This window comes from Comamonas koreensis (assembly GCF_014076495.1).
Lineage (GTDB): Bacteria > Pseudomonadota > Gammaproteobacteria > Burkholderiales > Burkholderiaceae_C > Comamonas > Comamonas squillarum.
Map to the genome: position 1 here is coordinate 2565551 of NZ_CP043575.1, position 23133 is coordinate 2588683.

Annotated in this window: 23 protein-coding genes; 10 read left to right on the forward strand and 13 right to left on the reverse strand. The window is 64.3% G+C overall.

The window, feature by feature from the left end; translation table 11 throughout:
• The first annotated feature begins 339 nt into the window (after window positions 1–339).
• The gene (locus tag F0Q04_RS11470) at window positions 340–507 is read left to right on the forward strand and encodes a hypothetical protein (protein WP_165841219.1); all 168 of its coding nucleotides are present in this window, start codon (window positions 340–342) and stop codon (window positions 505–507) included.
• A 258-nt stretch (window positions 508–765) separates the two neighbouring features.
• The gene (locus tag F0Q04_RS11475; RefSeq protein ID WP_182345479.1) at window positions 766–1602 is read left to right on the forward strand and encodes a MetQ/NlpA family ABC transporter substrate-binding protein; all 837 of its coding nucleotides are present in this window, start codon (window positions 766–768) and stop codon (window positions 1600–1602) included.
• A 28-nt stretch (window positions 1603–1630) separates the two neighbouring features.
• Here the strand turns inward: F0Q04_RS11475 and F0Q04_RS11480 are convergent, their stop codons facing one another.
• The 11 genes from F0Q04_RS11480 to F0Q04_RS11530 form a co-directional block, all read right to left on the reverse strand.
• A complete protein-coding gene (locus F0Q04_RS11480; protein WP_182345480.1) occupies window positions 1631–2854 on the reverse strand; it encodes a leucine-rich repeat-containing protein kinase family protein in 1224 nt (407 codons plus the stop codon).
• 109 nt (window positions 2855–2963) lie between these two features.
• Window positions 2964–3332, reverse strand: coding sequence for a copper-binding protein (locus tag F0Q04_RS11485; protein WP_116926977.1), 369 nt, complete (start codon window positions 3330–3332; stop codon window positions 2964–2966).
• A 37-nt stretch (window positions 3333–3369) separates the two neighbouring features.
• Window positions 3370–3861, reverse strand: a complete 492-nt coding sequence (locus F0Q04_RS11490; protein ID WP_182345481.1) for a DUF411 domain-containing protein — start codon at window positions 3859–3861, stop codon at window positions 3370–3372.
• Window positions 3862–3887: 26 nt separating this feature from the next.
• A complete protein-coding gene (locus F0Q04_RS11495) occupies window positions 3888–4394 on the reverse strand; it encodes a cupredoxin domain-containing protein (protein ID WP_116926975.1) in 507 nt (168 codons plus the stop codon).
• A 16-nt stretch (window positions 4395–4410) separates the two neighbouring features.
• A complete protein-coding gene (locus F0Q04_RS11500) occupies window positions 4411–5796 on the reverse strand; it encodes a multicopper oxidase family protein (protein ID WP_116926974.1) in 1386 nt (461 codons plus the stop codon).
• A 1-nt stretch (window position 5797) separates the two neighbouring features.
• On the reverse strand, window positions 5798–7252 hold the full coding sequence (locus F0Q04_RS11505; protein ID WP_182345482.1) for a TolC family protein: 1455 nt from the start codon (window positions 7250–7252) through the stop codon (window positions 5798–5800).
• On the reverse strand, window positions 7249–7614 hold the full coding sequence (locus tag F0Q04_RS11510) for a hypothetical protein (protein WP_182345483.1): 366 nt from the start codon (window positions 7612–7614) through the stop codon (window positions 7249–7251). Before F0Q04_RS11510 ends, F0Q04_RS11505 begins: the two co-directional genes overlap by 4 nt.
• A gap of 75 nt (window positions 7615–7689) precedes the next feature.
• Window positions 7690–8115, reverse strand: coding sequence for a hypothetical protein (locus F0Q04_RS11515; protein WP_116926971.1), 426 nt, complete (start codon window positions 8113–8115; stop codon window positions 7690–7692).
• Between the two features lie 79 nt (window positions 8116–8194).
• On the reverse strand, window positions 8195–8917 hold the full coding sequence (locus tag F0Q04_RS11520; RefSeq protein ID WP_182345484.1) for an SDR family NAD(P)-dependent oxidoreductase: 723 nt from the start codon (window positions 8915–8917) through the stop codon (window positions 8195–8197).
• Window positions 8918–8928: 11 nt separating this feature from the next.
• On the reverse strand, window positions 8929–10179 hold the full coding sequence (locus F0Q04_RS11525) for an aspartate aminotransferase family protein (protein ID WP_182345485.1): 1251 nt from the start codon (window positions 10177–10179) through the stop codon (window positions 8929–8931).
• A gap of 21 nt (window positions 10180–10200) precedes the next feature.
• The gene (locus F0Q04_RS11530) at window positions 10201–11367 is read right to left on the reverse strand and encodes a phosphotransferase (RefSeq protein ID WP_182345486.1); all 1167 of its coding nucleotides are present in this window, start codon (window positions 11365–11367) and stop codon (window positions 10201–10203) included.
• A gap of 275 nt (window positions 11368–11642) precedes the next feature.
• Between F0Q04_RS11530 and F0Q04_RS11535 the strand changes: the two genes are divergently transcribed.
• From F0Q04_RS11535 to F0Q04_RS11570, 8 genes are all read left to right on the forward strand, one after another.
• Window positions 11643–12323, forward strand: coding sequence for a GntR family transcriptional regulator (locus F0Q04_RS11535; RefSeq protein ID WP_182345487.1), 681 nt, complete (start codon window positions 11643–11645; stop codon window positions 12321–12323).
• Between the two features lie 431 nt (window positions 12324–12754).
• Window positions 12755–15043, forward strand: coding sequence for an autotransporter outer membrane beta-barrel domain-containing protein (locus F0Q04_RS11540; RefSeq protein WP_182345488.1), 2289 nt, complete (start codon window positions 12755–12757; stop codon window positions 15041–15043).
• 46 nt (window positions 15044–15089) lie between these two features.
• Window positions 15090–15851: a SapC family protein gene (locus F0Q04_RS11545; protein WP_182345489.1), complete on the forward strand. Its 762-nt coding sequence runs from the start codon at window positions 15090–15092 to the stop codon at window positions 15849–15851.
• Between the two features lie 44 nt (window positions 15852–15895).
• Window positions 15896–16540: a GNAT family protein gene (locus tag F0Q04_RS11550; protein WP_182345490.1), complete on the forward strand. Its 645-nt coding sequence runs from the start codon at window positions 15896–15898 to the stop codon at window positions 16538–16540.
• Window positions 16533–18266: an AMP-binding protein gene (locus tag F0Q04_RS11555; protein ID WP_182345491.1), complete on the forward strand. Its 1734-nt coding sequence runs from the start codon at window positions 16533–16535 to the stop codon at window positions 18264–18266. The genes F0Q04_RS11550 and F0Q04_RS11555 overlap by 8 nt, the downstream gene beginning before the upstream one ends.
• Before the next feature lie 39 nt (window positions 18267–18305).
• On the forward strand, window positions 18306–18563 hold the full coding sequence (locus F0Q04_RS11560) for an acyl carrier protein (RefSeq protein WP_182345492.1): 258 nt from the start codon (window positions 18306–18308) through the stop codon (window positions 18561–18563).
• Window positions 18564–18565: 2 nt separating this feature from the next.
• On the forward strand, window positions 18566–19339 hold the full coding sequence (locus tag F0Q04_RS11565; RefSeq protein ID WP_232539615.1) for an SDR family NAD(P)-dependent oxidoreductase: 774 nt from the start codon (window positions 18566–18568) through the stop codon (window positions 19337–19339).
• Between the two features lie 17 nt (window positions 19340–19356).
• A complete protein-coding gene (locus tag F0Q04_RS11570) occupies window positions 19357–20640 on the forward strand; it encodes a cytochrome P450 (RefSeq protein ID WP_182345493.1) in 1284 nt (427 codons plus the stop codon).
• 25 nt (window positions 20641–20665) lie between these two features.
• On the opposite strand, the gene F0Q04_RS11575 is transcribed toward F0Q04_RS11570, so the two are convergent.
• Both F0Q04_RS11575 and F0Q04_RS11580 read right to left on the reverse strand, forming a co-directional pair.
• Window positions 20666–22030, reverse strand: a complete 1365-nt coding sequence (locus tag F0Q04_RS11575; protein WP_182345494.1) for a HipA domain-containing protein — start codon at window positions 22028–22030, stop codon at window positions 20666–20668.
• Between the two features lie 74 nt (window positions 22031–22104).
• Window positions 22105–22956 (reverse strand): LysR family transcriptional regulator, encoded by an 852-nt coding sequence (locus F0Q04_RS11580; RefSeq protein ID WP_232539616.1) that lies wholly within the window; start codon window positions 22954–22956, stop codon window positions 22105–22107.
• Window positions 22957–23133 lie beyond the last annotated feature (177 nt).

Below are 23133 nucleotides of genomic sequence, written 5' to 3' on the forward strand. Positions count from 1 at the left end.
ACCGCGGCAACATGCAGGCTCTCGCGGCCACCGGGCCTGCCGATGAGTGCTGAACTGATATCAAAAAGAATAGCAATAAATGTGGTGGATAAAGGGCTTGTGGACGATCGCCTTCTAGTATGCAGATCGATTCCCAAAAAGTGCCAAGCTGGCTGTGGGGTTATCCGGCCGATTCCTGGGCTATTTGTTCAACAAACAACCGTACAAGCACAGACGTTTTCTGACAGACAGGGGGAAATCCCCATGGTGCAATAGAGTCATTGCACAGTACCCATCCCGCGTCGGGGTGGCAGAGGCCTCTGTTCAGCAGTTCCCGTCTCGGTGGAAAGGAGGTTCACCATGTTTCACCACCACAGCCATTGGTTAGATGCAGCCTCTTTTATTGCCTTGGTGCTGGCCGTGCTGCTGGCCTTCACATTAACGATCTGGCCAGGCACCAGCGCAGCTGCAGCAGACTCGCTGGCACATATGATGCAAGGCGTGATCCAGGTCTGGAACCGCCCCTGAGTCTTTCAGCTTCCCGGTCGATGCCAGATGGCACCGGCCGTTTTATGACGAGCCGCCTGTTCTCGCGACAGGCGGCTTTTTGCTGCATGCGCCCGAGACACTAGCTCTATATATGTGTTTGTAATGAGCTGATTTCGATAATTTCTGAGTGAGAGGCAGTTGGCAGGTTCATACTCGCTGCTTTGCTGCACTGCTGAGAAAAACTTAGAAACGTTTTGTCGGGTCAGCAGCTGTTTTTCAGATTGCTCGGAGTTTTTGATGTCTGCTCGCTTTTCCTTCGCCGCTGGGCGCCGTGCCGTGGTGGCTGGCGCTGCCCTGGCCTTGATTGCTGCTGTGTCCCTGCCTGCCATGGCCCAGGATGCGGCCAAGAAGAGCCTCAAGATTGGCGCCACTGCCGGCTCCAACTACGACCTGCTGCAAAAAGGCATCCTGCCGCAGCTGGAGAAAAAGGGCTACCAGATCAAGCTGATCGAGTTCAACGACTATGTGCAGCCCAACCTGGCGCTGTCCGATGGCTCGCTGGACGCGAACTTCTTCCAGCACCGCGCCTACTTTGACCAGTTCACCACCGACCGCAAGCTGGCGTTGACGGCCATCTTGCAAGGCCCGGTGGCGCCGATGGGCGTGTACAGCAAAAAGCACAAGACTCTGGCCGATATCCAAAGCGGTGCCAAGGTGGCCTTGCCCAATGACCCGAGCAACCTGGCGCGCGCCCTGCTGGTGCTGCAGCAAGCTGGCCTCGTCAAGGTGAAAGAGGGTGTGAACCCGGCCCGCATCTCCGAGCTGGACCTGGCGGCCAACCCGCACAAGCTCAAATTTGTGGCGCTCGAAGCAGCCCAGCTGCCGCGCGTGCTCGAAGACGCCGATTACGTGGTCGTCAACGGCAACTTTGCCGTCTCCTCGGGCTTGAAGCTGAGCGAAGCCGTGGCACTGGAGAACACGCCCGACCAGTACCTGAACGTGGTCGCCGTCAAGACCGGCAACGAGAAAAGCGCTTGGGCCCAGGACCTGGCTGCCGCCTACCGCTCGCCCGAGTTCAAGGCCGTGGTGGACAGCCAGTTCCCCGGCTACGCCAAGCCTGCTTTCCTGAAGTAAGGCGTTGCGCCGGGCAGGCCCGGCGCATTTACCGCGTGCGCGCCTGCACCTCGGCTTCCAGATGCTGCAGCGCGCGCAGCTCCATCTGCTGCAGCTGCAGGCGCTGCGCCGCTGGCAACTCGCCCAGCATTGATGCGGCGCCCAAATCGCTCAGCACCGCGTCGCCAGTGTCCGGGTTCCACAAGATATTGTGGGCATACAGATCCCCATGCAACATGCCCCGGCCATGCAGATGTGCGACGGCGCTGCGCACCTGCGCGAGCAGGCGCTGCGCGGCAGGGCGTGGAAAGCGGGCGCAGTCGGCATAGACATCGCGCGTGCAGCTCGCCAGGCTGGGCGGGCCGGCCAAGGGCTGCAGGCCGGGGGGCAGCAGCGGCAGGACCATCGCCAACATGGATGGGTCGATTTCAGCCGCTGCATCCGGCTGCAGCACCGCCAGCGGTGTCAGCAAATGCGGGTGCTCGCCAGCTGCCAGGCCTGCGGCCATTTCCGACTGGGGCGTGCCATCGCTCGTCTGGCCCGCCTTGAACACTTTCAGCGCCACATCGGCAGCACCATCCACAGGGCTGGCGCGGTAGATATGGCCGCTGGCCCCTTGCCCCAGCAGTTCATGCCGCTGCAGATCCTGGCTGCGCCAGGCGCGTAGGGCCTGCGCTTGCAGCGCCTGCTGCTCGCTGTGCTGGGTCATCGGGTTGCCGGCCATCGCCAGCCAGGCCAGCGCCGGCATGGCCAGCACCTCGGGCGGCAGGGTGGTAAAGCGGTTGCCGGCCAGGCGCAGCAGCTCCAGCCGGGGGCTGCGGGCGAGGCCGCGCGGCAAAGCCTGCAACTGGTTGCAGGCCAGCATCAGCTTTTGCAGGCGCGGGCGCTCGCCCAGGGTCTCAGGCAGCTCGGTAATCTGGTTGTCGGTCAGGATCAGCCAGCGCAGCTGCGCGGGCAGGCTATCGGCCGCCACGGTGCGGATCTGGCAGGCCTTGAAGCCCACCATCTCCAGCCGGGGCATGCGGCCCAGCACGCGGGGCAGCTCGGTGAACGGGTTGTTCGATGCGAACAGCACCCGCAACTGGCCAAAGCGTCTCAGGTCATCGGGCAGGCTGGCGAGCTGGTTGCCCGAGAGGTCGAGCACTTCGAGGGTGTCTGCGAGCGCAAAAAGTTCGCGTGGAAACTCGCGCAGGCCCGCCGACAGCTTGATTTGGCGGGCGCCGCGCAGCGCGCCGCTGTGCAGCTGCGCTTGGAAGGCTTGGAGGCTTTGCATGGCTGCACAGTGTAGGTGCTGGCAGCGCAGGCCCGCCCCAGATCTGGCTGGATCTGGGGTGCCATAGGGTCAGCTAGGGCCAGACGGGGCCGGATAGCGCCAGCAGCGGTTACTCGGCCCGCTCAATGCGGGTGATGGTCAGGCTGCCGCCTTCGTCCTGCACATGAAAGCGTACCTTGTCGCCCGGGTTGAATTGCGCCACCTGCGTGCTGTCCTTGAGGCCAAACACCATGGTCATGGCCGGCATGTCCAGGTTCTTGATGTCCTCATGGCGAATGGTCAGCTTGCTCGCGCGCTTGTCCACGCGGGTGATCTCGCCGGCAGTCATCACCGCCTCGGCCGTGGCGGCCGCTGCTGGCGCGGTGGCCGGTGCTGCGCTGCCATGGCTGGCGTGGTCGGCATGGTTCTGGGCCAGCGCTGGGGTCAGCAGGCTGCAAGCCAGGGTGAAGGCGGCGAGGGTAGAAGTGGTGGTGTTCATTCAGTGCTCCAAATGTCTATAAAAAATAGTGGTGTGCTCAGTCGCGGTAGCTGCTGAAAACGCGGGTTGTCACCTCGCTGCCTGCTCCGGTTTTGCTGACAAGCAGCACATCAAACGGGTCCTTGCGGCCGCCGTAGGCGGGTCCGTCCATGCCGGGGCTGCCCACTGGCATGCCGACCACGACAATGCCCAGGGCCTTGGGCTTGTGCTGCAGCAGCTTGCGCACATCGGCGGGCGGCACATGGCCTTCCACCAGATAGCCGCCCACCACGGCGGTGTGGCAGGAGCCCAGGCGCAGCGGTAGCCCCAGCCTGGCGCGCACTGCCTGGTTGCCGCTGTCGTGCACGGTGGCGCTAAAACCGGCCTTTTCCATCCGCGCAATCCAGTCCTTGCAGCAGCCGCAGTTCGGGTCTTTCCAGACTTCCATGGGCGTGGCTGCCAGCGCCGGCTGGGCGGCGATGGCTGTCGCCAGGCCGGCGGCCATCATCTGCAGGGTCTGGCGGCGTTGGTAGGTGTGGGGCTTGGGCATCGCTGGTCTTGGGCTGTGGCGCGTCATCATTCGGTGACCGTGAAGGTGCCGGCCATCCCGGCCTGGTAGTGGCCGGGGATCAGGCAGGCAAAGTCAAAACTGCCGGCGCGGTTGAAGTGCCAGACCAGGTCCTCGCTTTTTTGCGGAGCGACATGCGCCATGTAGGGCTCGGCATGCTCCATGCCGGGGTACTTGAGCATCATCTGCGCGTGTTGCGCAAGCGAGGCCTTGGTGCCCAGCACCACCTCGTGCATGACCTGGCCCTGGTTGACGACACGCAGGCGCAGGGTTTCGCCCTTTTTCACCGTGAAGTGCGCGGGCGAGAAGCGCATGTCATCGCCCATGTTCAGCGCGATGCTGCGTGTGGCCTGCCGGGGATCGCCGGCGATGCCCCAGTCCTTTTGTTCCTTGGTGGCCGCCAGGGTGGCATGGGCGGTTGCTGGGGTGGCTGCATGGCTTTCGCTGCCATGGGCAAAGGCGCTGCTGGCGCTGGCCAGCAGCGCACAGGCCAGTATTTTTGGGATGGTGTTCATGGGATGACTCCGGGGTTCAATGGTTGGCATGGCCGCTGCCTGCGGCGGGCTTGTGCACGCTGGGCGCGCCGGGCGCCGTGCCGGGCAGGCTCTGGCGCGGCGCTTGCGCATCCAGCGGCGCCCCCGGCCACTCGTAGGCCACGGTGCCCTGGGGCTGGGCATACCAGCCGGGGTCGCGGTAGTCCTGCGCGGCCAGGCCCCGGCGCACCTTGAAGCTGGTGAACATGCCACCCATCTCGATATTGCCGAAGGGGCCCTTGCCGGTCATCATCGGGAAGGTGTTGTCGGGCAGCGGCATTTGCATCGCGCCCATGTCGCCCATGCCGCGCTCGCCCATCAGCATGTAGTCGGGCACGATCTTCTGGATCTGGCCGACCAGGCCTTTGTGGTCCACGCCAATCATCGTTGGCACATCGTGGCCCATGGCGCCCATGGTGTGGTGGCTTTTGTGGCAGTGAAAGGCCCAGTCGCCCGGTTCGTCGGCGATCAGCTCGATCTGGCGCATCTGGCCCACGGCCACATCGGTGGTCACCTCGGGCCAGCGCGCGCTGCGCGGCACCGGGCCGCCGTCGGTGCCGGTCACCTCAAACTCATGGCCATGGATATGGATGGGGTGGTTGGTCATCGTGAGGTTGCCCACGCGGATGCGCACCCGCTCGCCCAGGCCTGCGACCAGCGGCGTGATCGCAGGGAAGGCCCGGCTGTTGAAGGTCCAGATGTTGAAGTCCGTCATCTCGGCCACCTTGGGCGTCATCGCGCCGGGCTCCACCGCATAGGCGCTGAGCAGAAAGGCGTAGTCACGCGCCACCTCGGCAATCTGCGGGTGGCGGCCCTTGGGGTGGGTGATCCACAGGCCCATCATGCCCATCGCCATCTGCACCATCTCGTCCGAATGCGGGTGGTACATGAAGGTGCCAGGCCGGCGCGCCTCGAACTCGTAGACAAAGGTCTTGCCCGGTGGGATGTGGGGCTGGTTGAGTCCGCCCACGCCATCCATGCCATTGGGCAGGCGCTGGCCATGCCAGTGCACCGTTGTGGCTTCGGGCAGGCGGTTGGTGACAAAGATGCGCACCCGGTCGCCTTCGACCACTTCGATGGTGGGACCGGGCGACTGGCCGTTGTAACCCCACATATTGACAAAAAAGCCCGGTGCCACCTCGCGCACTACGGCCTCGGCCACCAGGTGGAACTCCTTGACGCCAGCGTTCATGCGCCAGGGCAGGGTCCAGCCATTGAGGGTGACCACCGGCTGGTAGGGCCGGCCGTTGGGCGGCGCCAGTGGTGGGGCAGTATCGGCGCTGGTCTGGATGACGGGCTCGGGCAGGGCGGCCATGGCCACTGGGCTGACGGCGGCAGCGGCCAAGGCCGAGGCGGCGCCGGAGAAAAATTGACGGCGTTGCATATCAGTGGCCCTGTGGTTGGGTTGCGGGGGCGGCAGGCACGGCGCTGTTGCTGGCTGCGCGCGCGCTGGCGGCTGCGGGTTGCGGCGATGTGCCGCTCAGCGCCAGTTGCAGATCGGTCTCGGCGAGCCAGAAGTCGCGCTGCGCCTCGGTCGCCGTGAGCACCGCCTGGGTGGTGCTGCGGGCCTGGGCCAGCAGCTGCCAGATGCTGAGCAACATGCCGTTGTAGCGGTAGATAGTCTCTTGCTGCACCAGTTGCGCGAGTGGCAGCACTTCGGTCTGCTGCTGGTGGGCCAGGTCCCAGGCGGTGCGGTAAGCGCGCCAGCTGCTGCGGGCCTCGCTGCGCGCCCGGACGGCGCTCTCGCGCAGCTGCGCCGCATTGGCTTGCACCTGGTGGCGCGCCATGGCGCTGGCGGCCGACCCCCAGTCGAACAGCGGCAAGGGCAGATCCAGCTCCCAGCCCCGGGTGCGATCCTGGTGGCCGCTATCGCGCTCGGTGCTGGTGTTGCGGCTGTAGCTGGCGCCGATGTCGCCAAACACGGCTCCCAAGGCGGCCCAGCCTTGGCGATCGGTGCTCACTTCCAGGTTGCGGCGCAGTGCGCCCAGGTCCAGGCGTTCGCGCAGCGCGGTGGCCTCGGCATCGTCGCCGCTGCGCAAATCGCTGGCGCTTTTGGGCAGCGGCGGCAGGGCCTGGGGCAGCACAAAATCGAGCTGCGGGCCCCACAGGCCCATGCGCTGGGCCAATTGCGCGCGCGCCTGTTGCGCTACCAACTCGGCCCGCACCAGCTGCGCGGCCGCTTGCTGCTGCTGGGCCAGCTCACGCGCTTGGTCGAGTTTGCTGAAATTGCCCACGGCCGCCATGCGCCGGGCCAGCTCGCCGCCCAGTGCAGCAGCATCATGCATGCGGGTGTGGGCGGCCAGCGCTTGCTCGGCGGCCACGGCATTCAACCAGGCGCGGCGCGTGTCTGCGGCCATCAGCAAGGTTTGCTGCGCCGCCTCCAACGTGGCCTGCTCCAACTGCCAGCCTTGCCAGCGGCTGCGCCAGGGCAGGGTGAGCAGATCGACCAGGCCAAAGCCCAGCTTGCGCTCGATCTCGCGCTCACGGCCGTTGCGAAACCAGCCCAAGGTCAGGCTCGGGTTGGGCAGGGTGATGGCCTGCACCCGCTGGGCATCGGCAATGCCCAACTGCGCCAGCTGGAGCTGTAGGCCCGGGTTGTTCAACAGTGCAATGCGCACGGCCGTATCGGCATCCAGCGGCTGCTGCAGCCAGGCATCAATGTGCGTCTGTGCCGACTGCTGGCTCTGTGCATCGGCTGCGGGCAGCTGGGCCTGGGCGGGCAGACGGCCCTCCATTTGTTTTGCCACATCGCTGCGAAGGCCATCGGGCGAGACGCTGGCGCAGCCGGCCAGCAGCAATGCAGTGGCGAGGGACGAGAGGCGAAGGCTCAGGCGCTTCATCGCTGGCCCCCCTGCGCGCGGGGCTGGCCGTGCGCGCTGTGGTCGCCATGCGCTTCATGGCGGCGGGCATCCACCCGGCTGGCCGGCATGGCCTGGGCGCCGCCGGGGCCCGCCTGGGCCTTTTCCCAGGCGATGACGTCGGCATGGCCACGGCCAAAAGCAGCCACCGCTGCATTGGCCTGGCGCCAATCGCCGGGCTCGTCGACAATGCGGCCGCTCTTGGCCAGGGGCCGGTGCTGGAGCGCCGATGTGGGCGCGTGGGGGTCGGTGGCGAGCGGGGCCGCCGTTTGGGCAGATAGCCAGCTGGTAACAGCCAGGCCGCCGGCGCCGGCAAGCCAGCGCAAGACATGCGCAGTGCGCATAGGACTCTCCTGAAAGCGTGGTCAAAAGACGCCTGCACGGCAGCTGCCATGCGGACGCACCTCGGGTGTCAGCGATCAGGAAATGGGTGGTTTGGAGGCTTGGGCGAGCAGGGCGCTGGCAAACAGCGCGCTGCCGCTGGCGCGGGCCAGCGAAGGGGCGGCGAGGGCTGCAAAACCCGCGCCGTTGAACAGATCCACAGCGGAGTGGCAGATGCCGCAGGCCGAGCAGCTGGCGCCATGCTGGGCCGGGTCGTGCTGGCTGTGGTCGCTTGGGTTGCTTGGGTCGCTGTGGTGGGCGACTGGGCTGCCGCTGCCGCCGTGGCTGCTGGCCGCCATCACATGGTCTGTGGCCATGTCGGCATGGTCCGCCATGCTGCTGGCGTGGTGTGCGGCCATGGCGGCAGGCATCACCGGTGCCACCATGCCCATCGCCATGGCGTCGCCCATGAGGCCGCGCAGGGCCAGCATCAGCATCAGCAACAGGGACAGACAGGCACGCATGGAGGGTTGAGACAGGGCAGGGGCAGAAAGTTCCGCAGCGGCTGAGTGTAGCGCAGCTGGACGGCCCGCTGAGGCAAAGCTAGTACTGCGACTCCACCTGCCAGTTCACCGCGATCTCGGCCACGCTGGCGCTGGCAGGCAGCTCCAGCACGGTGCGCACCAGGGTGGCGATATCGGCCGGTTGGCTGATCTGGGCGCGCAGCGCAGGCTGCACGCCATCGGCCATGTCGGTGTCGACAAAACCCGGGCAGATGGCGGTGCAGCGGATGCGGTCGGCCCCGCCGCAGTGACGTATGCCATGGGCCAGCGCGAGGGCCGCATGCTTGCTGATGGCGTAGAGCGAGCCCTCGGGCGCCCGCACCCGCTTGCCGGCCAGCGACGCCATGACCACCACCTTGCCATTGGGTGACTGCTGCAAATAAGGCCAGACTTGGCGCGTCAGCCGCATCGGTGACTTCACATTGATGGCCATCAGCCGGTCAAACTCGCCATCGCTGGCGGTCAAGACACTGTCGGTGCTGAGCACGCCGGCATTGTGGACGATGGCATCGATGCGCCCAAAATGTGCGGCGGCCTCGGCGATCCAGCGGGTTTCGCTGCCCGCGTCGAGCGCATCAAAGTGGCTGCGCTGCAGCTGTGCAGCGCCATGGCGTGCCAGTTGCGGTACCGCTTGGCGCGTGCCTATGCTGACGCGCCAGCCATGGGCCAGCAGCTCTTGCGCAATGGCCAGGCCCAGGCCGCGCCCGGCGCCGCTGACCAGGGCCACGGGCTGCGATGAGGCAGATGTGCTTGCACTGGGCATGGGCCGCACCCTCAGGCCCGGGCCCGCAAGGCCTCATCGAGCGCGCCGGCCAGCAGATCGGCGTGTTCGGTCTCAAAGGGCAGCGGCGGGCGGATCTTGAGCGTATCGCCCAGCGGGCCACTGGTGCTGATCAGCACGCCGGCCTGGCGCAGGTGGTTGACAACGGCGCTGGCCAGGCTGCCGCTCTCCAACTGCACGCCCCAGTACAGGCCTTCGCCCCGGATCTGGGTGATGGCACTGTGCTGCGCCGCCAGCGACTGCAGCGCCTGCTGCAGATGGCAGCCGACGCGGCGCACATGGGCGGGGGCATCGATGCGCTCCAACTCATCGAGCACCGCCATGGCTACTGCGGCTGATACCGTGTTGCCGCCAAAGGTGTTGAAGTAGCGGCAGCGCTTGCCAAATACCTCCATCAGCGGCGTCTTGAGCACCAGGGCCGCAATCGGGTGGCCATTGCCCATCGGTTTGCCCATGGTGACCATATCGGGCACCACCGATTCGCGGCCAAAGGCCCACCAGCGGCCGGTGCGGCAAAAACCGCCTTGTACCTCGTCGGCAATGAACAGGCCCCCGCGCCTGCGCACCGCCTGGGCTGCGGCTTGCAAAATTGGCGCGGCATCCATATGCACGCCGTCGCTGGCAAATACGGTATCGAGCAGCAGGGCGCTGACCGGCGTGCCACGCGCCTCCAGCGCGGAGGCGGCCTCATCGACCCGCTGGTCAAAGGCGGCTGCGGCGGCCTGGGCATCCACGCCCTGGAAGGCGGGCGGATCAATGACTTCGACATGGTCTGCTGGCGGGCACAGCGAGGGCGAGCATTGGGCCAACGCCATGGTCACACCATGGTAGGCATGGCGGGTGATGATCAGGCCCCGGCGGCCGGTAAATTCTTGCGCCACGCGCAAGGCCAGGTCATTGGCCTCGCTGCCGGTGCAGGTGAACACGCTGGTGTCCAGCTCTACGGGAAAAAGCGCGCGCAGCCGCTCGGCCAGCTGCACCACGTTGTCATGCAGGTAGCGGGTGTGCGTGTTGAGCAACTGGCTTTGCGCGATGAGCGCCGCGTTCACCGCCGCGTTGGCATGCCCCACCACCGGCACGTTGTTGTAGGCATCGAGGTAGCGGCGGCCATCGGCATCGAACAGCCAGACGCCTTCGCCGCGCACCGGGTGCAGGGGCTCATCGTAGAACAGGCGGTAAGAGGGGCCCAGCGCACTTTGGCGGCGCGCAAGCAGGCGCTGGTCGTCGGCAGAGAGGGTTGGCATCAGGTGGTGCTCCGGGTGAGGTCAGGCGGCGGTGGGATGGGTGTCGGCACGGTGGTCGGCCTGCGCGCCATGGGTTTGCAGCCAGTCGCCAATCATGCGGCGGAACAAGGCCGTGGCCGTGGCCTGGCTGCGCAGGATATAGACGCGGTTGTCGGGGTAGAGGCGGGCGCGCCAGGCGGTAATCACCATGCGCTGCGTGAGCCGTGCGAGGATCAGATCAGGCAGCAAGGCATGCTCGGCAGCCGTCAGCGGCAGCAGGCTTTCGTAGCCCGCCAGCATCGCGGCCAGCGCGGCATCGGGCGCGTCGGTCAGCGGCATTTGGTAAGAGACGGAAATGGCCAGGTCGGCCACGCGCGGGGCCAGCAGCATGTCGCCAAAATCCAGCACGCCGGCAATGCCCAGGCCGTTGTCGCTCGCCAGCAGGTTGCTGGGCGAGAGGTCGTTGTGGATGGTCTGCGTGGGCAGCTGCGGACCCAGCTGTACCAGCCGCTGTTCAAACACGGCCCAGAATGCTGCAATCTGCGCGCGCAGTTGCGCATCGTCCACCACTTCCAGCCAGGGTCGCAGCATTGGTGCGCGGCGTGCATCCCATAAAAAGGGGCGCTCGGTGGCCGGGTGGGCAAAGTCTGCCAAGGCACCATGCAACTGGGCAATCGCCAGGCCCCAGGCCTGCCAGGCGGCGCCACTGCGCTGCAGATCACTGCCCGCCTTGCCATCGAGAAAGCTGTAGCAGCGCACCCGCAAATGCTCGCCCGCCGGGCTGCGCCAGTCCAGCCAATCGGGGCTGGTAACTGATCTGGTGAGGGGGCTGGTGTAGACGCGGGCGCTGGCTTGGGTAGCGGTGGGCAGTCGCAGCGGATGGTGCAGTGGCACCGGCACGGCGCAGCGGCCTGCCAGGTGCTTGAGCACCGCTATCTGCATCTCTGTTTCTGCCAAGGATTCGGCCGCGCTGATGAACTTGAGGGTCACGGCGCTGCCGTCGGCTGTGCGAACCAGAAAGTTGCGGTCCCGCTCTCCGGACAGGGGTTGCGCATTGCCTTGGATGCCATAGGCCTCCCAGGCCAGTGCCTGCGCTTGTTCTGTGGTGACCTGGGGCACGGCCGTCAAAAAGGCCTGGCTGGCTTGGGCCAAGGCATCCGGTTCATCTGCTGGGGTAAGGGCTGTAGGAGCGGAAGGGGAGCGGTTCATGGGATGCGGCGGCCGGTGGTGCAAGGGTGCGCTGCTTGGTCAGAACTGGCGCAAAGGGCGATCAGTCTGGTCAAAGCAGCGCACACCTCTATTTGATGTTTGATGCATCATAAATTGAATAAGAGGATTTAAACAGCAACCGTGATCAATGACATCGGGGTAAACCTGCATGCGCCAATGAAGGCTTATGATGCATCTTGCTGCATAAACGGTGGGTGGTCAGCACCGCCTTGGCAGACCGAAATCACAACAAGCATCGCGAGGAGCAATGGCAGATGGCAGACCGATTCGAGAGCGTCAACACCGAGAGCAAGGGCGATCAGATCTATGCCCAGCTGGCGCAGGCGCTGGTCAAAGGGCACTTGCTACCGGGTGAGCGTCTCAAGATCCGCGAGCTGGCCGCGCAGATGGGCACCAGCGTGACGCCTGTGCGCGATGCCATCCTGCGCCTGGTGCAGCACGGCGTGCTGGTGATGCTCAGCCCCCGCGATATACGCGTGCGGCGCCTGACCTTGGACGAGTACCTGGAGATCCGCAACATCCGTGTGGAGCTCGAAGGCATGGCCGCCAGCCAGGCCGCCGTGCGCGCCACGCCTGACGAAGTGCAGCGCCTGGCCGAGCAGGTGCAGCACAACGAGGACGCGGTGCGGCGCGGTGATATTGCCCAGGCGATTGCGCTGAACCAGGATTTTCACTTTGCGCTGTGCCAGCTGGCCCGCATGCCGCTGCTGTCCGATATCTTGTACGGCCTGTGGCTGAAGATGGGCCCGCTGATCGCCCAGAGCTACAGCGAAGGCGGCCGCAGCATGATCGACCACCACTACCCCGTTGTCGAAGCCCTGCGCCGCAACGACGCGCATGCCGCGCGCGTGGCGATCCAGACCGATTTGCTATCGGGGGGGCAGTCGATTTATGAGCGGTTTGGGCGGGTGGTCGAGGAGCACGGGGCGGGTTGAAGGCCCTGGCGGGCTGCATGTGGCGGCGGACCTCCGGCCCGTTGCAGCGACATCCAGGTCTCAAGATCTGCCCTCGGCTTGAGCCGTGCTGCAGCCGGACATCCATGGCTTTAAATGTATCTTTGTCGATACAGATGACAATTGTTTGCCAGGCATTTGTAGGCCAAAGGTCGAATGATGCTCGCTGCAAATGATGGAATATGTGTATCTTGAAACGGTGTTTTGCTAACGTGCTGGCCTCCACTTTCTGTGGTTTTCTGTGTTTTTCAGTCCTGATATACCCGCATCGGATAGCCATGCAAAGGCGTTGACTTGGAGGCATCTTGTGCCGTAGGCTGAATAGATATCCATTCGATGGATGCTGCATGGTGCCAGAGCCATGTTTGTATCTAATTTGAATGGTCGGGTACGTGAATGAAGAGGGGCATCTAATGCAAACACCACGCATGGGCAAACACAAGCCAACACTGATAAGCAAATCGTTGATGCTTGTCTTTTCGATGACATGTGCTGCGCAGGTGCAGGCGGCTTCCAATGTCTGGTTGGGGTCTGGTCAGATCACGGACGATGCAGCTTGGTCCTTCGGTGTCGCAAATGGCAGTGGTGCGAATGTCATCAATGTCGCGTCTCCTGCAGCACCATGGAATGTGACCAACGCCAATAGCAGCTTTAGTACATCGCATGGGCTGTATGTCGGACATGGACAGTCTGGTGCGTTGGACATCACTGCCAACGCCGATGCTTCCTTTATTTACTTTGGGGTGGGCACCGACCCCGATCCTGACATGCCAGCTCTTTCGCTGGTTGATCCGCTTTTCCGCGTGGGTGATGCGGGGGGTACAGGCACGCTAACGATCGATGTTAGTACCTCTCCATCCTCATCGGGTAGCGCTCGGATACAGACCAGTTCGACGGGGCTAGGTGTTGGTCTTGGGGCTGGCAGCTCTGGCTTGGTGAATGTGCTGGGTGCGGGCAAAACCGCGCAGCAGTTGGGCTACAACTCCCCTAATGCGGTGGTATTTGGATACCCGCAGGAAAACACGTTGATCGGCCAGATGGGTGGCCAAGGTCAGGTCAGTATTGATGGGGCTGGTTTGGTGTTTCAGACAGGGGAGGTGAATTACCCCAGTTCGACGGAGCCTCTGCGCTATTTTGCCGTGGGCGACGGCGCAGCGAGCAATGGCTCGGTAGACATTCTGGGCAATGGCAAACTCGCATCTGGCAATCCGGTCTACAGTGATACATCTCAAAAAGGTGCCTTGCTACCGTTCAGTTTTATTGGCAAAGATGCGGGTGTAGGCACAGTTACCGTCCAGGCGACCGCCAGCGGCTTTGCCAACCAAGCAGACTTCTATAGCGGATTGGCCGTAGGCGCTAATGGTGGCGATGGTGTATTGGACATATTGGCAGGCGGAAAATCGCTGGTCAGCAATGGCTCAACGTATGGTTCCTCCGGTTACTGTCAAGCCTCCGATCCTGCTCAATACCCTAATGCACCTGCGCCACTGTTGATCAGTGCAGACGGTTCGGCCGCCGGCTTGGTTCGGGCAACCGGTAGCGGTACACAGTTGCTGGTGGCGGGCAAATCTCATAGCGACTACAACTCGTCGACTGCTCACCTGATCCAGGAGCATTCAATTGGCAAGGTTCAAATAGGCAGTGGGGGCACCTTGGTCGCGGCGGTGGACGCAACCGTGAAAATCGGCGTCAGTCGGCTCTATGCCGAATCGCCACCTGCCGGCAGCCAGTACTACACCGAGACCTTCCAGGGCGGGCTAGGTCCCGTCAATGTTGCAGGATCCGGCAGTGTGGTCTATGGCTCTGAGACTGCAACGGCGGTCGCTCCGGGCAAGATTGAGGCGTCGCAGATTAATCTGCAAGCGTCGACAGCCCAATTGAAGTTCAACCATACCGGCAGTTTAAATTTCAACCTTCCACTGAGCGGCAATGGCCAGTTGGTGCAGCAGGCGGGAACGACCGTGATATCGCCCACCTTGGCAGGTCTGCCAGCGCTCGACCCGGCCGTCTGGGCATTTGATACCCAGGCACCTTGCGTGCCCGCAGTCGCTGCCAGCTACCCGGCAGACCAGTCCAGTTTTGCGGGCGGGTTGGATGTGCGTGGAGGGATTTTGCAGCTTCCCGCGACGAACGTACTGCCTGCCTTGACGAGCACCAAGATCACAGGGGGTACCCTGGCGCAAGGCAGCACGAACCAAAACCTGGGGGCGGTAACGCAGACCGGCGGGGTGCTGCAGCTGACCGGGGGCAGTGCGCCTGGCGCCACCGATACGGCCAATGCCAGTACCTGGGCCGGAGGCGGCGGTACGGTGCAACTCGATACGGTATTGGCTGGCGATGGCAGTGCCAGCGACAAGCTGCACATTGCCGGTGCCATCAGCGGCACGACCTTGCTGCAAATCAGCAATCTGGGTGGTGCAGGTGCGCAGACCACGGGCGACGGCATTTTGGTGGTGCAGGCCGACAGCGCCAACCCTGCCAACAGTTTTGCGCTGGCCGCGCCGGTGATCGTGGGTGGTTTCCAGTACCAGCTCAAGCAAGTGGGCAATAACTGGTACCTGGCATCCATCCCTTATGTGGGGCCTCCCATCGCGCCGGCGGCGGTGCCTGCGATGTCCTGGCTGGGATTGCTGGGCTTGGGGGGGCTGCTTGCCGCCTTCTCATCGCACCTGCTGCGTCGGCGTGCGTCGGACCAGGGGTAACCTCCACCGTGCCTGCTTAGCATTGGCCTATAGCCCTGATTGACTGATGACCCCCGCCGTTGCACAGCCCGCTGTGCCGATGTTCTACCGCGGATTGACCGCGCTCGATCCAGCCCTTCACCTGGGCTGGGGCTTGCGCGGTCAAGCCCATTTCTCTGCCGCTGCTGCGGCCAATGCCGTGCCTTTAGGGGTGGGGGAGTTCTGGCATGCCAGCGCCCATTACCCCATCGTGTTCGGGCCAGCCGGTGCCAGTGGGATCCCCATCGCCATCACGGCACTGGTGGAGGGGCGCAACCTGTTTGTCGATGCTGCAGGGCAGTGGCTGGCCGGTAGCTATGTGCCGGCCTGGCTGCGCCGCTATCCGTTCTGGATGCAGCCCGACCCGGACGGCCAAAACGCCAGTTTCTGGTTCGACCCGCATGCGCAGCAGGTGGTGCCATTGCACGAATATGCCGACGCCCGGCCTCTTTTTGATTACCAGGGCAATCCCAACCAGACTCTGGCTCAGATCGTGCAGTTTTGCCAGCAATGCCAAAACGATGCCAACCACAGCTATGCCTTCATGCAGGCGCTGGAGCACCACCGCTTGCTGGTGGAACGCCAGGCGACGGTGGAGCTGCAACCCGGCAAGCCCTATACCTTGGGTGGATTTCGGATGGTCGATATGGATGCCTACCACCGCCTGCCCGATGCGGTGCTGGCCTCTTGGGTGCGCAAGGGATGGGCATCGCTTGTGGCCTTGCACCATATCTCCGTTCAGCAGAACTGGGAGCGGCTGCTTGCCTTGCACCGCAGCCAGAATGGATAAGATAAGGCGGTGGCTTGTTTGAACGGCGTATGTGAGGTGGTGGCATGAGTACAGGTGGTTTTCGGATTCCGCTGCATGGCGTGCAGCCCGCTGCTGCGCAAGCGTCTCCCGCCGCACGGGTGCATATCGAGACCCCGCATCTGGTGACCCGCAGCCTGCTGGCCTCCGATGTGACGCCCGAGTTTGCCCAGTGGTTCAACGATGCCCAGATGCTCCAGGGCCTCAATCTCGCGCCGCTGAACTTTTCGGTCGATGGCCTGCGCGCCTTTGTCGCGAGCTTTGACAATATCCAACATTTTCTGATCGGCATCTTCAGCAAGCCGCAAGGCCAGCTGCTGGGCTTTTACAACTTCAGCGTCGCGCCCCAGCACCGTGTGGCGACCCTGACCTTGGGCGCCGACCCCCATATCAAGATCGGACGTGAGGTTTTCTGGGAATCCTGGTTTCCGTTGTGCGATGAGATGTTTGACCACCGCGGTATCGACAAGATCACCTCTCGCGTGCTGACCACCAACCGCAAGCTGCTGTTTGCGCTGATCGACACCGAGCATTTCGTCTACGAAGCCACCTTGAAGCAGGAGATTGCCGGCAAGGATGGCAAACGCCTGGATGTGATGGTGCTGTCCTGCTTCAAGGACCTGAGCCTGCGGCCCAAAAAAGCGAGCCCGGCTCCTGCCCACCATGCCTGAGCGGCAAATTGGCGGTTTTGCGCATCTGCTGCAGGCGCTGGCATATGCGGCAGCCTTTCCTGGTCAGCAGCTGTGCTGGTTCGATGGCCAGGGCCGGCTGCAGCACACACGCAGCTATGCGCAGGTATTTCAGCAAACCCGTGCCTATGCCGCCCAACTGCTGCAGCGCTTGGAGCGCTTCGCAGCGCCCCCGGATGGCATGGGGCCGAGGCTGGGCATTGTGGCCACTACCGGACCCGATTTTTTGCCGCTCCTGTGTGCCAGCCAGTGGGCGGGTGGCGTGCCATGTCCGCTGCCCGCCCCCAGTCCGCTGCAGGACGTGACGCGCTATGCCCAGACACTGGGCAACATGTGCCAGGCGGCAGGCATTGGCCTGCTGATGGGGCCCAAGCAGTTGCTGGCACAGCTGCAGTCGGACGGCCAGCTGGATGTGCCCATACTGGCCTTTGAGGACCTAGCGGCAGCGGCTGTCGATGCGGATCCCGCTGCACTGCCGATACCCCCGGCGCCTGGGCCTGAGGCGATTGCCTATGTGCAGTTCAGCTCGGGCTCTACCGGCCAGCCCAAGGGGGTGGCCATCTCCCACGCGGCGCTCATGCACAACATCGATGCGATCCTTCAGGCCGGCATGGCGCTCACGGCGGAGGACCGCGCTTTTTCCTGGTTGCCGTTCTACCACGATATGGGGCTGGTGGGCTTTGTGCTGGCCCCGCTGTGCGGGCAGGTCAGCGTGGACTATCTGGCGCCATCGGCTTTTGCACGCAGGCCACATTTGTGGCCGGGCTTGATGGCTGCGCGGGGCAGCACCATTACCTATGCGCCCAACTTTGCGTGGCAGATGGCGGCGCAGTCCGAAGCGCTGCTGGAGCCAGGTGCCCGGCTGCATGCGCTGCGCATTGCAGGGGTGGGGGGCGACTATGTGCATGATTCAGCACTGCAGGCCTTTGCGCAGGCGTTTGCGCCACAGGGCTTTGCGCGCGATGCGTTCAAGCCCAGCTACGGCTTGGCAGAAGCGACCTTGGCCGTGACGATGAGCGATGCGCCTTTTGAGCGCTTGCGCGGCTATTTCCATATCGACGACAGGCAGGTGGTGCATGCACTGCCAGCGGCTGACGCGCGCGCCAAGCCCATGGTCAACTGCGGGCGGCCATTGCCAGGCTGGACCCTGCAGGTGCGCGATGCTGCAGGGCAGCCCTTGCCCGCAGGGATGGAGGGCGATATCTGGCTCCAAGGGCCGGCGCAGCTGTCGGGGGTTTTCAGCGCGGGCGAGCTGCGCGCCGTTGCTGCCGACCAAGCCATCGAGACGGGTGACCGTGGGTTTGTCTCGGCCGATGGCGCGCTCTTTGTAAGCGGGCGCAGCAAAGACCTGATGGTCATCCATGGCCGCAATGTATGGCCCCTGGATGTGGAGGCGGCGGCGAGCGAGAATGCGGAGATTGCGCCAGACCAGATGCTGATGCTGCAATGCCGTGAACTGACCGGCGGACTGCCTGCGCTGGTGCTGCTCGTGCACGAGAAGGCGCTGCGCCAGTCGTGCCAGCCCGATGCTTTGAAGTTCGCCGCTGCAGCGGCTACGGCTGCGGCCGGTGCGGCAGTGCGTGCCTGCATGGTTCCCAACGGATCGATTGGTCATACCTCGTCAGGCAAGAAGGCTCGGGCAGCCACCCAGCGACGTTTTGAGCAAGGGCTGATTCCGATACTCGCGGACTCCGACGCACCCGATTGATTCGATTTTCCCAACTGCACCCCAAAAGGCTCCGCCACCATGTCCCATCCCCAGCTTGCTGCCATTCAACGCATCATCGCCGAGAGTCTGCTGATTCCTGCGCAAAGCATCCATCTGGAAGACCCGATTGCGAGCCTGCGCAATATCGACAGCCTGTCGTTCGAGATGATCATCGTGGCAATGGAGACGGAGTCAGGCCAGGCCATCGACCCCGTCAGCCTCATGCCCGCCAAGACGGTGGGGGACCTGGCCGATTTGCTGGAGCAATTGAAGGCAGCGCAACGCGAAGGAGCCTAGCTGTGGCCTCTTGCGATGTGCTGACCATCATCACCGGCGCCACCCGTGGGCTGGGCCAGGCCATGGCCGAGCAACTGCTGGCGCAGCCGCAGGCCGGCGTTTTGCACATCGCCCGCCACGCCAGCGAGCCCTTGGCACAAGCGGCCGCCGCGCAGGGCGCAAGCCTGTGGCAATGGCAGGCCGATCTGGCCGATGCCCAGCCGGTAGCAGCGCAGCTGGCGCAGTGGTTGGGCGAGCAGCAAGGGCCTTGGGGTGAAATCCGATTGATCAACAACGCGGCAGTACAGGCCGAGCAGATTGCGCCAGTGGCCATGACGGCCGCATCGTCGCTGCGCCAGGTGCTGCGCGTGGACCTTGAAGCGCCCATGCTGCTGACGGCAGCGTTTTTGCAGGCCACCGAGGCCAGCGCTGCCCAGGGGCTTGTTCGCAAGGTGCTGAATATATCGTCGGGCCTGGCGCGGCTGGCGGTGGCCTCGATGGCGCCCTACAGCGCGGCCAAGGCGGGGCTGGACCAGTTCACGCGCTGCCTGGCGCAAGAAGAGGCGGCCAAGGCTCACGGGGCCCGGGTCTGCGCCCTGCATCCTGGGGTGATCGACACGGGCATGCAACTGCAGATGCGCGAGACGGCTGCGCAGCGCTTTCCCGCCGCCGACCAGTTCAGGCAGCTGCAGCTGGCCGGCCGGCTGCGCAGTGCAGAGCAGGCCGCGCAAACGGTGCTGCAGGTGCTCGATGGTCCGCATTTTGGCAAGCAGGCCATTGTTGAACTGCCGGTGTAAACGAGGCCACCACGGTGATGAGCGCTACCGATATTTCCTCCCAGTTCTGCCATGATCTGTACGCGCTGGCGCGTGAGCGGCCTCGGCAAAATACCGTGCGCCCGCAGCACGATGGCCGCCGCATGCTGGTCATCCAGAACCTGGATGACGCGGACCGGGTGATGCGGCGCAATGCCGACAACTACCTGAAGAACTTTCGCTGGTTTACCCAAGTCGCAGGCAACTCCCGGCTCACCGATGATGGCGAGCCCTGGCGGTTTCGCCAGGAACTCTCGCAGCCCTTTCTGGGTAAATACGATGCCAGCCGTGCCTTTGCCCTCAGCACCCTGCATGGCCAGCACATCGCCCGCCACCTGGCCTTGGCGCCGCAGTCACAAGTGCTCGACGAGGCGCTCATCCACCAGGGCATGCTGTCCATCTTCACGCAAATGTTCCTGGACGTGGAGCTGTCGAGCCTGCCCATGGCCCATGGCAGTGCATCGCGCCTGATCGAGCTGGCTTCGGCCTATGCCTTTGTGGCACCCGGGCAAGAGGGCCTGGGGGGCGACAAGGCGCATATTCGCGAGATTCTGCAGCTGCGCAAGACCATCTTCGCGGCCTTGCAGACCCTGCGCGGGGACAGCGTGCCGCGCAGCCCGATGCTGGCGGCCATGCTCCAGGCAGAGACGGCCCCCGGCTTTGATTTCTCATTTGAAAAAGAGCTGACCATGCTGTTTGGCGCAGGTACCGACACCGCGTCCTACTCCATCGGCTGGGCCTTGCACCTGCTGGCCACGCACCCTGAGGTGCAAGAGCGGCTGCACCTGGGTTTGCGCCAGGTGTACGCCCAGCATGGCCATGACCGGCAGGCGCTGCAAAGCGCCATCGCGCAGCATGCCGATCTGCGCAGTTTTGTGGCCGAACTCTTGCGGCTGTATCCGCCGCTGCCATTCATCACCCGCCTAGCCCAGGAGGGTGACCAGCTCTCCGACCTGCAGGTTGAGCCCGGGGATGTGGTGGTGGTCTCGCTGGTGGGCGTCAACCACAAGGCGCTGGAGCGGCCCGACCCCTGGAAGCTGGACCTGGATGCGGCCTTGCAGGAGGGGTTTGGCATGGGGACCGGCAGCATCTCCAGCTTTGTCTGGGGCAAGCGGGTCTGCGGCGGGCGCAGCTTTGCGCTGGTTGAGCTTGCCGCCGTGCTCAGCGTGCTGATTGTCGAGCTCCAGGTTCAGGTGTCCCGGCAGGAGCCCATCGTCTATGAGTGGGTAGGGCAGATGCGCCGCAAAGGCGGGCATTTGCTGACATTGACCGGCAGGGCTTGAGCCGCTAGGGTGTTAGAACAGGTTCTTAGCCCGGCAACAGCGGCGCTGCAAACGCCCGCGCGACCTCGCGGTTGCGCAGCGCCAGCGCCCGCATGGCCGCAGAGGTCGGTGCTGCCAGCTGGGCATCGCTGGCCGCTTCCCAGAAGGCATCGGCCGCACGTGCGGCCAGGCTCCACACCTTGGGGATGGCGCCAATGGTGCTGACCTTGGGCTCGATCGGTACCAGCTCGGGGTCCAGCCCGCCGCCGATGGAGGCGTAGCGCATCGGCAGGATGTCGTAGGCCGGGGCAATGCCCAGGTACTCGCCATCGTCGCCAATCAGCAGCGAAATGTTCTCGAAATGCCGGTCGGTATTGCCAATGAGCTCGCTGAACGCGGCCATCACGGCCACATGCTCGGCATGCTGCGGGCTGAAGTAGTCTGCGTTCACGCAGCGTGCGGCGAACTCGGGCCAGGTATCGCGCGCACCAAAGAACTCGTCATCGACGGCGCCGGCCGAGAGCATGCCCAGGCGCCCTTGCTTGCCAACGCGGTCAAAGCGCTGCACTTCCAAAAACACAAACTCGCCGCGCGCCAGCAGCTGGGTCTTGGCGGTGGGCACACCCACGTTGGCGAGTGATGCCAGCGCCAGGTGCTCAAGCGGCAGAAGCTCTGCCATGCGGCTGCCGCTGCGCGCGAACTTGACGATCACCGATCCCGTGTCTTCGGCCACCCAAAGAAACTTGGGCTGTTCGCCACCGGCGCTTGAGCCATAGGATTCGTTCTTGAGCTGCTGCGCCAGCGCGACATACACGTCGAGCTTGTCTTGCACTTGTGGACGGGGCTGGCGCAGCAAATCCATTTCCCGCTGCAAAGGGATATCGCCAAAGATCAGGTTGCCCGGCAGATTCATGCCTTGGGTGAACAGAAACGCAATGCGGTGGTCGTCGCTCCAGTCGCGCAAGCTGGCGGGGAAGGGCTGGTGCAGGGCTGCCGTTTGCGCGAGCTGCCGGCCCAGAAACCCCGATGGCGCAGCGAACAGCATATAGGGGGGCAGGCCTTCGTAGAGGCGAATGGCGCTCGCATCCCCGCGCTCGAGCGTGCCGCCACCCACGAGAAATTCAAGATCCGCATAGGGAACGATGTGGCCGCTGGAGAGAAAGCGGTATACGCGCTGGCGCGGCTTGAGCCCCAGTGGCAGCTTGCGCAGCAACGCGTACTGCGGTGTGCGCTGGCCCGGCTCACGGAACATGGTGACGCGGGTCGATAGTTCGCGAATAGCTCGGGACAGCGTTGGCTGGCTGATGCCCAGCGCCTCTACCAGCTGCTGGCCAGAGCGCGGGCCGCTGGCCAGTGCGCGCTCGATAGCCTGGTGCAGATCGTTGGAAGGCTGGGGTGAAGGGCTCGGCATGGCAGGAGGTCTGAATAATTCAAGAATTCTATATGAATTATGAATTCATTGCTCGCCACGGCACTTGCCTGGGACTACCCCGGCGCTTGCGCCTGCCTCAGCGTATGCACCAGCAGGCGGTACAAGCTGTCTACCGCCTTGGAGCGCCGTGATTCCTTGCTGCGGTAGACGGCGACCTCCATCGGTGCCAAGGGGCCCAGCCCATGCTTGCTGCCCAGCACCTGCAGATGGGGCGGCGCGCTGCACTGGGTCAGTGCCGCAACGGCCAGGCCACTCTCCACCGCGGCAATCTGCCCGGCCAGGCTGGAGCTGTTGTAGACCACGCGGTGCTGGCGCCCTTGCAGGGCCAGCGAATGCAGGGCACCGCGCCTGGCCAGGCTGGCTTCTTCGTACACCGCGATGGGCAGCGGGTCCCGCCGCCACAGTGCAAAGTGCTCGGAGCCAACCCAGACCATGGGCTCATGAAAGAGCAGGGTACCCCTACGGGCGTGGTCGCGCGACACCAAGGCCAGATCCAGATCGCCGGCCGCCACACGGGGAATCAGCGCGGTCGATTGCTCGCAGCTGAGCACGATCTCCACGCCGCTGTGGCGGGGGGCAAAGCGCCTGAGCACGGGCGTGAGGTACCTGGCTGCATAGTCATCGGGCACCCCCAGGCGCACGCTGCCTTTGAGCGCCTCTCCCTGCAGCGCAAACTGTGCCTCGCTGTGCAGATCCAGAATGCGCCGCGCATAGCCCAGCAGCCTCTGGCCTTCTGCGGTGAGTTGCTGGCTGCGGCTGTCGCGTTCGAGCAGGCAGTGGCCGACAGCGGCCTCCAGTTTTTTGAGCTGCATGCTGACCGCAGACTGGGAGCGGTGCACCTCGCCGGCTGCCCCCGAGAGGGATCCGGTATCGACCACGGCGACAAAGCACTTGAGCCAATCCATCTGTAGGTCTTGCGAGCTTGCTGGCATGGGGTTTCGATAAACGAATAGCTGATGCATGAATTATGCGCTTTTCGATAAGTAGTCTGCGCAGCACACTGGCGGCCATGAGCCCACATCCCCACCCTGCGCGCATGACCGCTGCAAACATGGACCGATCCGCACCCACTGTATCTGTTA